Source organism: Rhodoferax ferrireducens (genome assembly GCF_003347515.1).
Classification (GTDB): Bacteria; Pseudomonadota; Gammaproteobacteria; order Burkholderiales; family Burkholderiaceae_C; genus Rhodoferax.
In genome coordinates, this window is the sequence record NZ_QEII01000165.1 from 1 (window position 1) to 8,535 (window position 8,535).

An 8,535-nucleotide genomic window follows, 5' to 3' on the forward strand; every position below is an offset into this window, starting at 1 on the left:
CAGCGTCACGTAGCGGACTCGATCACGACGCTACGCCTGCGCCTGAGCGTCGCACTGGCCAGCGATCTGGGACATTGCCCTCATTGCCACTGGGTAAGTAGAAGATTAAATTTATGACACAGTAAGATTAACATTAAGTTAAGCAGACTAAAAAAATTATTCTAGGGAGTTTTATATGAACGTAGTGCCAATGCAATTTGACAAGGTTTTGCTGGCGATTTTTTTGTCTGTGCTAGCTGGATTCTTCACGGCAGCTCTGAGCATCGTCAAATTAGTAAATGACAAAGAGAACAAGACTACCGACTATCGGCAAGCATGGACGGACTCACTTCGCAAGTGCTTTGCAGATTTAATTTCAAACATTAACCTCCTTGCGAGCTGCCTTGCAGATAAGCATTTGTCTCTCGACGACGCCAATGAACTTGCTGCTCAGACATTGGAGCAGGAAGGCAAAGAAAAATCAATACCAGAATTCGCTAAGAATCTTGGTTCATACTTTGATAAGAGAATCCATGATCAGAGTGCACACATTCAAGAGCTGCAACGTAATCTTCATCAATCTTACGCGCTGACACGACTCCACTTCAAACCAAACGATCTGAGCTTTTCTCGGGTTGAGCAAAAAGTTGACGTAATCGTGGAGATGTTACAAAAGCTAACTTCCATGCGTGGTAAAGAGGTCGCAGCAGATCGACTGGTGCTGCGAGAAAAACTACATGCCGCAGCCACGGAACTTACAGGTTATTCGCGCGATATTTTGAAGACAGAGTGGGAAGCAGTGAAGAAGGGCGAAAAAGCCTATCAACGGACAAAAACATGGTCAATTGTCAGCGGTGGCATAGCACTGTTTGTTCTCATCATCTTTGGCATGGTCACTGCATGGAAAATACTCAGAAATGAGCAGCGTCCTTTGCAAGAGCTACCAAGCAGCATAGTCGGTGAAGCAGGACGCAGTGGAGCCGGTGGGTCAGTAGGAGCCAACCTCAGTGCACCAGTTACATTCACACCACCACTAAACAGCCAAGTAGTTACGGTCTACACACAACCGAACTGCAATGCATCCCCCAAAGGCCCTGTGTTCCCCAAAAAATCCTTAGCCAAGGCTTGTGCGGAGTGAGTGAATTTGTCGGCTGAAATCTTTCGTCCATATCGATACTTTTGACTTAGCTCAATGTTTGAGCGACTGCTATCCTCGATGCTAAATGACCGCACCCTGTCTTTGCCGCCTGCAAACCAGCAATGCCCATGTCATGACAGATCCCGCAGCCATCATTCAATCCTGATCCCGATTAACGTGGACGACCAACAGCGTGAGTCGGGGGCGGGGTGGATGTTGGGGGCGATTTCAAAAAGCGAAGCGCATGAGCCCCCGGCATCCGCCCCGCCCCCGACGGGTCAGGGACGCAACGACGCCAGCACCCGGTCCACCATCACCCCGGCCTGCCCCAGGTTGTTCATCGGATCGCAGAAACCAGCCAGCTGTTCACGCGTCACATGCTTGTTGATCTCTGGATGCTCGGCCAGCAACTCGATCAGCGGACGCTTTTGTTTGAGTGCATCGCGGCAGATGTCGTACACCAGATCGTGCGCGTATTCCCGGCCGATATAGGGACCGAGACCCATCATCACCGCTTCCGACATCACCAGCCCATGCGTCAGATCGATATTGCGACGCATCTGCTCGGCGTCGACTTCCAGCCCGGCCAGGATGAACTTGGTCTGCTTCAAGGCGCCCGACATGAGGCAGAAGATTTCCGGCAGCGCGACCCATTCGATTTCCCACGGTCCGGTGGAGCGCTCGTGGTCGGCCACCATCGCGTCCATGAGGGAGGCCGCCAGCTGGCGCACCACCGAGATGTTGGCGTGGATGTAGAGGCAGGAGATCGGGTTGCGTTTCTGCGGCATGGTGCTGGACGAGCCGCGCCCCGGGGCAAACGGTTCGAACACCTCGGCCACTTCGGTCTGCATCATCAGCTTCACGTCCATCGCAATCTTGCCCAGCGAGCCGCCGACGATGCCGAGAAAAGCGCCGACCTCCGCGAAGTTGTCGCGCACGGTGTGCCATGAAATCAGCGGCTGGCCCAGGCCCAGTTCCTTCATCAGCCCGGCCTGGGTTTCCATCGCGCCGGTCTCCAGCGAGGACAGCGTGCCCGAGGCGCCGCCAAACTCGCCCACCAGCACGCGCGGCTTCAATTGCTCAAGGCGCTCGCGATGCCGTTCAATGCCGGCCAGGATGCTGGCCATCTTGTAGCCAAAGGTGATTGGCGTCGCCTGCTGCAGATTGCTGCGGCCGATGATCGGCGTGTCGCGGTGCGTGCGCGCCAGAGTGGCGAGCGAGTCCGAGATCGCCTTCAGGTCTTCCTCGACCAGCGCGAGACCCTCGCGAATCTGCAGCACGGCGGCGGTGTCGGTGATGTCCTGCGTGGTGGCGCCCCAGTGGCAATACTCGCCCAGCTTGTCGCGGCAGTTGGCATTGATCTGATTCACCACCGCGATGATGGGGTAGCCGATCTGCTCGGTCTTGGCTTTGAGCTTGGCCCAGTCAATCTGGCTGGGTTCGCAGTTCTTGACGATCTCGTTCGCCGCCTCCCGGGGGATGATGCCCAGCTCGCCCTGCACCTTGGCCAGGGCGCGTTCGATGTCGAGGTATTTGGCGGTGCGGTTTTCGTCCGACCAGACCTGACGCATGGCAGCGTCGCTGAACATGTCGCCGAAAATTTTGGAATCGATGATGGTGGATGACATGGTTTTCTCCGATGGTGTGTTGTTGATGGATACGGGTTTTCGTTCAGGGCCGCCCATGAGCCAGGATGCGTTCGGCCTTGAGGACGACCGGGCGGTCGATCATCTTGCCGTCCAGCTGCAGCGCGCCGCCGGCGGAGGCGTTCCAGGCTTGCAGCACGCGATGCGCCCAGGCGATCTCTTCGGCGCTGGGCGCCAGTGCGGCGCGCACGGCGGCGACCTGCGCGGGGTGGATGCACATCTTGGCGCCAAAGCCGAGCGCGCGCGCCTGCGCCATGTCGGCGGCGACGCGCACGACATCCAGCTCGGGCGTGACGCCGGCCACGGGTGAGGCCAGGCCCGCAGCACGCGAGGCGATGGCGATCTGCGCGGCGGCAAAGTCCAGCGCCGGGCTGCCGGTTGGCAGATCGAGATCGACCATGTAGTCCAGTGCGCCAAAGGCCAGGCGCACTACACCCGGCGCGGCGGCAATGTCCTGCAGCGCCAACAGGCCACGCGCGCTTTCTATCAGCGGCAGCACGCTGGCCTCGGGCGCTAGGTGGGCGCGCAACGCCGCGACCTGATCGGCGGCCTCGCACTTGGGCAGCATCACGCAGGCTACCTGCACGGCGTGGACCAGCGCCAGGTCGTCGACGTGCCAGGCGCTGGTGACGTCGTTGATGCGGATCAGCACGCGCTCGCGCGGTGCGGCCGGACTTCCCATCCACTCGGCAATCGCGGCGCGCGCGCCGGCCTTGTCGTTTGGTGCGACGGCGTCTTCCAGATCGAGGATGATGCGGTCGGCCCCCGAGGCCAAGGCCTTGGCGAAGCGCTCCGGGCGGTTGCCGGGCACGAAGAGGTAAGTAGTGGGCAAGAGCATGTCAGCGCGCTTTCAAATCACGCCGTCGGCGCGCAGGGCGGCGATGCGCTCGGCGCTGTAGCCGTAGTGGCCCAGGATGGCATCGGTGTGCTGGCCCAGGGCCGGCACCGCGTCCATGCGCGGGGCACCATGCTGCCAGGAGCCCGGCGGCAGCAGCGCCGGAATGCGCCCGGCCGGCGTCGCCACCTCGCGCCAGCGATCACGCGCCTTGAGCTGCGGATGCGCCCAGACTTCCTGCATGCTATTGACCTGGGCGTTGGCGATGCCGGCTTGCTCCAGCCGCTGTGCCACCTGCTCGGCGCTGAGTGTCGAGAAGGCTTCGATAATCAGGGCCGCGAGCACCTCGCGTTGCGCGCTGCGTTTGGCGTTGGTGGAGAGGCGTTCTTCTGATGCCAGCGCCGGCTGCAGCAAGACCTTGTCGCAAAAGATTTTCCACTCGCGCTCGTTTTGCAGGCCCAGCATCACGGTCTTGCCGTCCCCGGCCGGGAACGGGCCGTAAGGGTAGATGGTGGCGTGGCTGGCGCCGCTGCGCGGCGGCGGGGCCGCGCCCTCGAAGGCGTAGTACAGCGGATAGCTCATCCATTCGGTCAGCGACTCCAGCATGGACACGTCGATGCGCTGGCCTTCGCCGGTTTGCTGGCGATGCATGAGGGCCGCCAGGATGTTGGTATAGGCATACATGCCGGCTGCTATGTCGGCGATCGACGGGCCGGCCTTGGATGGGGTCTCCGGCGTGCCGGTGACGGACACGAAACCCGCCTCGCTCTGGATCAGCAAGTCATAGGCCTTTTTGTCGCGGTAGGGGCCGTCACTGCCGTAGCCGGAAATGTCGCAGACGATGATGCCGGGCTTGAGTTGGGACAGGGCCTCGTACGACAGGCCCAGGCGCGCCGCCGCGCCCGGCGCCAGGTTCTGCACCACCACGTCGGCTTCTTCCAGGATCAGGCGCATCAACAGTTTTTGCGCTTCTTCGTGCTTGACATCGAGCGTCAGGCTTTCCTTGGAGCGGTTGGTCCAGACAAAGTGCGAGGCCAGGCCGCGCACGCGCTCGTCATAGCCGCGCGCAAAGTCACCGACACCGGGGCGCTCGATCTTGATCACGCGCGCCCCCATGTCGGCCAGCTGGCGCGTGGCGAACGGGGCCGCAATCGCGTGCTCCAGCGTGACGACGGTAATTCCTTTAAGCGGTTGCATCTTTTCTCCTGTCTTCAAGCCAAGGTGGCGGTGGCGTCCATGGTGAGCCAGCCTTCATGGTCGCGGCCCCACAGGTGCACGGTCTTGCCGTCGGCCGAGGGCTGGCCGTGCACGGAGAACGGGTTGATGTCGAAGGTCGGGCGCACCGCCTTGAACTCGAAGCGCAGCACCTGGGCCGCGGGTTGCTGGCGGCGCAGCAAGTCCATCAGCAGCGTGGCAATCAGCGGCCCATGCACGATCAGGCCCGGATAACCTTCCACCTCGGTCACGTACTTGCGGTCGTAGTGGATGCGGTGGCCGTTGAAGGTCAGCGCCGAGTAGCGGAACAGCAGCACGTCGTCCGGCACGATGGTCCGCGTCCAGGCCGATTGGGCGGGCGCGGCCTGCGGTGGCGGCGCCACGTCGCCGGGCGCCGGCGCATCGCGGTAGACGATGTTGTGGTGTTCAGTCAGCGCCACCGCCTGCGCGCCGTTGCGCCGCACTTCGTGACGAACTTTCACAAAAATCAGGTTGCCGGTGCGGCCGGACTTTTCCTTGACATCGACGATGGTAGACGTGCGCGACAGCGCGTCGCCAATCAGCAGCGACTCGTGGAACGCAAAGTCGCTGCCGGCCCACATGCGCCGTGGCAGCGGCACCGGTGGCAGAAAGCCGCCGCGCTTGGCGTGGCCATCGGGCCCGATTTCTGATTGGGGGTAGATCGGCAAGAAGTACAGCCAGTGCCACAGGCTGGGCAAGGGCGTACCCGCTGCCGGGCGCTGCGGCCCGGATGGCACGGGCCAATCCAGCGTGGCCGCCAGCGCCGCATACGGGGTGGCGGTGGCGATGTCGTCAACCGTTTCGGTACGGCCAATCCAGTTTTGCAAGTTCATGTGGAGTCTCCGCGGATAGGCGTCTATTTCGTTGGTTTATTCGATCTTTATTTTGGCCGCTGACACCACATTCTTCCAGTGTCCGACTTCTTTTTGCACGAAGGCCTTGAGCTGTTCCGGCGTGCCGGTCTCGACCTCCGCGCCCTGCGCTTCAATCTTGGCTTCAACCGCCTTGTCATTGAGCACCGCGTTCATTTCCTTGTTCAACCGATCGATCACCGCCTTCGGGGTCTTGGCCGGGGCGAACATGGCATACCACTGGGAGATATTGACATTGGCGATGCCCTGCTCGGCCAGGGTGGGCAGCTCGGGCATGGTTTTGGACCGTTTGTCACCGGCGACGCCCAGGGCGCGCAACTTGCCGCCCTTGACTTGCGGGTAGGCGGTGAACAGGCTCGGGAACATGTATTGCGTGGTGCCGCCGATGGTGTCCACGATGCCTGGCGCGGCGCCCTTGTACGGCACATTGACCACCGGCACGCCGATCGACAGGTTGAACAATTCACCCGCGATGTGCGGCGCCGTGCCATTGCCGGCCGTGGCATAGCTGAACGAGTTGGGCTTGGCCTTGATCAGGTCCACCAGGCCCTTGGCGTTGGTCACCGGCACGGCGTTGTTGGCGACCAGCACGATCGGTGACGCGGCCACCATGCCGATGGCTTCAAAATCCGTCACCGGGTCGTACTTGAGTTTTTGCAGCGCCGGGTTGATGCCATGGGTGGCGATGTAGCCAAACATGAGGGTGTAGCCATCGGGCGTGGCACGCGCCGCGTATTCGCTGGCAATGGCGCCGTTGGCGCCGGCCTTGTTCTCCACGATCACCGGCTTGCCGAGCCGGGTGCTGAGGCCTTGCCCGATGATGCGCGCCATGGCGTCATTGGCGCCGCCGGCGGCGGTGGGTACCACGATGGTGATGGTTTTTTCGGGCCAGCTCTGCGCCTGCGCCGGGCCGGCCAGCGCCAGGGACAATGACAGGCCTGCCATCACAGGGCTCAGCAGGATGGACGGGGCAGGGGGTGTGAGCAGCATGCAAATCTCCTAAGTGGTTCCAATAAGGCCGCATGATGCGCGTCGCCAGGCGTTCGGTGAAGTGCAACTTTTGCTAGCATTGGTGCATGGCACGCATTAATTTCGATTTGCAGCAATTGCAGGCCTTTGTCGCCGTGGCCGAGCGCGGCAGCTTTCGGGCCGCCGCCGACGAGATCCACCTGTCGGCCCCGGCGCTGAGTCGGCGCATTGACAAACTGGAGACCATCCTGGGCGCCCGTCTGTTCAACCGCACCACGCGCGCGGTGGAGCTCACCGCCCTGGGGCGTGTGTTTCTGGAGCGCGCCCGCGCGGCGCTGGACGACCTGGAAACGGCGATGCTGGGCATCTCGGACATCGCCGCCAGTCGCAGCGGCCGCGTGACCGTGGCCTGTGTGCCCTCCGCTGCCATTCATTTTTTGCCCTCCGTGCTGAGTTCATTTTCCGAGCATTACCCGCTGATTCGCATCCGCGTGATGGACGAGGCGGCCGGTCAGGTGCTGGCCAGCGTGGTCGCGGGCGAGTCCGATTTCGGCATCAGTTTCATGGGCAGCCAGGTGCCGGGGGTGGACTTTGACCCGATTCACACCGATCCGTTTGTGCTGGCCATGCGCCGGGAGCACCCCTGGGCCAAACGCAAAACCCTCGCCTGGTCCGAGCTGGATCGCGAGCGGCTGATTGCCGTGGCGCGCACCAGCGGCAACCGCCAGTTGCTGGACGATGCGCTGGCCAAGGCCGGCATCAGTCCGTCGTACCGGTTTGAGGTCAGCCACATTGCGACCTTGCTCGGCATGGTGGACGCCGGCTTGGGCCTGGCGACCGTGCCACGCCTGGCGCTGGCGCCCGCGCATCCGACGCTGGTCGGGGTGGCGCTACGCCAACCGGCGGTGTCGCGGGTGCTGGGCCTGACAACCCGCCACGGGGCGACCCTGCGTGCGCCCGCCAAGATGTTTTATGACTACCTGCGCGTTGCGCTCAAAGCCAGGCGTTGATGGGGCGCGAAACGACTCCCTGGCTAGAAGTGATAATTTATATGAATAGTGCCTCTAGCCCTTATGGAGTATGCGCTAGAAGCTACTATTTTTATAGTAGAACCGAAAGATCGGTATGCATCAGCGCCAAGGGATAACGCTGCCCCGTCAAATAATCTTCCACGGAGCGCACCAGCAGAGGGCTTCTGTGTCTTGACGCACTGGCGCGGATCTCATCCGGCGTCAGCCACAGCGTGCGCACGATGCCCCGGTCGAGTTGCCTGCCGACTTGCACCTCACCCAGTTCACCGCAAAAGGCGAATCGCAAATACGTGATGTCTTCAGCGCGTGTGTTGTCGCGCGAGGGACGCTGAACACGCGACAGGTAGACGCCAACCAGGGCCGTGGGGCGGAAGGTATGGGTGGTTTCCTCCAGTGCCTCGCGGGCGCAGCCATCAGCCAGACTTTCGCCTGGATCAAGGTGGCCGGCCGGGTTATTGAGCTTGAGTCCCTCTGGGGTGTGCTCTTCCACCAGCAGGAATTTGCCGTCTTGCGCAATGATCGCCGCCACGGTGACATTGGGTTTCCATCGTGTGTTCATGCTGGATTATGCGCAGGCTGCGGGACGAAAAATCGTCAGGCGCAAGGCGATGTTCAGGGTCAACCCCGTCCCAAAAACGAAACAAAACTCATGTAAGCTCGCGGACAGGTCCAAATTCAACTAATAATCAAACGAGGAGTCGCCCCATGCTGATTGGCGTACCCACTGAAACCACGGTGGGAGAAACCCGTGTTGCCGTCACCCCCGAGACGGCGAAGAAGCTCAAAGCGCAAGGTCACACGCTGCGCATCCAGGCCGGTGCCGGCGTGG

General features: G+C 61.8%; 8 protein-coding genes and 1 pseudogene. 3 read left to right on the forward strand and 6 right to left on the reverse strand.

Features of this window, described 5'->3' with window-relative positions; translation table 11 throughout:
* Positions 1–175: 175 nt before the first annotated feature.
* Positions 176–1,117: a hypothetical protein gene (locus tag C5P05_RS00885; RefSeq protein ID WP_157979167.1), complete on the forward strand. Its 942-nt coding sequence runs from the start codon at positions 176–178 to the stop codon at positions 1,115–1,117.
* Between the two features lie 278 nt (positions 1,118–1,395).
* Here C5P05_RS00885 and pcaB read toward each other — a convergent pair whose 3' ends face one another.
* From pcaB to C5P05_RS00910, 5 genes are read right to left on the reverse strand one after another with little or no spacing between them, the layout of a single operon-like run.
* Entirely contained in the window at positions 1,396–2,745 is a 1,350-nt protein-coding gene (pcaB, locus tag C5P05_RS00890; protein ID WP_114968026.1) for a 3-carboxy-cis,cis-muconate cycloisomerase, read from the reverse strand.
* A 43-nt stretch (positions 2,746–2,788) separates the two neighbouring features.
* Complete coding sequence (locus tag C5P05_RS00895) at positions 2,789–3,601, reverse strand: HpcH/HpaI aldolase/citrate lyase family protein (protein WP_114968027.1); 813 nt, start codon at positions 3,599–3,601, stop codon at positions 2,789–2,791.
* Positions 3,602–3,613: 12 nt separating this feature from the next.
* Positions 3,614–4,795 carry a CaiB/BaiF CoA transferase family protein gene (locus C5P05_RS00900; RefSeq protein ID WP_114968028.1) on the reverse strand — a complete coding sequence of 394 codons (1,182 nt, stop codon included), beginning with the start codon at positions 4,793–4,795 and terminating at the stop codon, positions 3,614–3,616.
* Between the two features lie 14 nt (positions 4,796–4,809).
* The gene (locus tag C5P05_RS00905; protein WP_114968029.1) at positions 4,810–5,667 is read right to left on the reverse strand and encodes an FAS1-like dehydratase domain-containing protein; all 858 of its coding nucleotides are present in this window, start codon (positions 5,665–5,667) and stop codon (positions 4,810–4,812) included.
* Positions 5,668–5,703: 36 nt separating this feature from the next.
* The gene (locus C5P05_RS00910; RefSeq protein WP_114968030.1) at positions 5,704–6,696 is read right to left on the reverse strand and encodes a Bug family tripartite tricarboxylate transporter substrate binding protein; all 993 of its coding nucleotides are present in this window, start codon (positions 6,694–6,696) and stop codon (positions 5,704–5,706) included.
* An 86-nt stretch (positions 6,697–6,782) separates the two neighbouring features.
* On the opposite strand from C5P05_RS00910, the gene C5P05_RS00915 reads away from it, so the two are divergent.
* Positions 6,783–7,685 carry a LysR family transcriptional regulator gene (locus C5P05_RS00915; protein ID WP_114968031.1) on the forward strand — a complete coding sequence of 301 codons (903 nt, stop codon included), beginning with the start codon at positions 6,783–6,785 and terminating at the stop codon, positions 7,683–7,685.
* Positions 7,686–7,776: 91 nt separating this feature from the next.
* Here C5P05_RS00915 and C5P05_RS00920 read toward each other — a convergent pair whose 3' ends face one another.
* A complete protein-coding gene (locus C5P05_RS00920; protein WP_114968032.1) occupies positions 7,777–8,265 on the reverse strand; it encodes an NUDIX hydrolase in 489 nt (162 codons plus the stop codon).
* Between the two features lie 146 nt (positions 8,266–8,411).
* On the opposite strand from C5P05_RS00920, the pseudogene C5P05_RS00925 reads away from it, so the two are divergent.
* Positions 8,412–8,535: pseudogene (locus C5P05_RS00925) on the forward strand (NAD(P)(+) transhydrogenase (Re/Si-specific) subunit alpha); the annotation flags it as partial.

Coding starts and splice junctions, on each gene's coding strand:
- C5P05_RS00885 (WP_157979167.1), top strand. CDS start 176: ATGAACGTAGTGCCAATGCAATTTGACAAGGTTTTGCTGGCGATTTTT.
- pcaB (WP_114968026.1), bottom strand. CDS start 2,745: ATGTCATCCACCATCATCGATTCCAAAATTTTCGGCGACATGTTCAGC.
- C5P05_RS00895 (WP_114968027.1), bottom strand. CDS start 3,601: ATGCTCTTGCCCACTACTTACCTCTTCGTGCCCGGCAACCGCCCGGAG.
- C5P05_RS00900 (WP_114968028.1), bottom strand. CDS start 4,795: ATGCAACCGCTTAAAGGAATTACCGTCGTCACGCTGGAGCACGCGATT.
- C5P05_RS00905 (WP_114968029.1), bottom strand. CDS start 5,667: ATGAACTTGCAAAACTGGATTGGCCGTACCGAAACGGTTGACGACATC.
- C5P05_RS00910 (WP_114968030.1), bottom strand. CDS start 6,696: ATGCTGCTCACACCCCCTGCCCCGTCCATCCTGCTGAGCCCTGTGATG.
- C5P05_RS00915 (WP_114968031.1), top strand. CDS start 6,783: ATGGCACGCATTAATTTCGATTTGCAGCAATTGCAGGCCTTTGTCGCC.
- C5P05_RS00920 (WP_114968032.1), bottom strand. CDS start 8,265: ATGAACACACGATGGAAACCCAATGTCACCGTGGCGGCGATCATTGCG.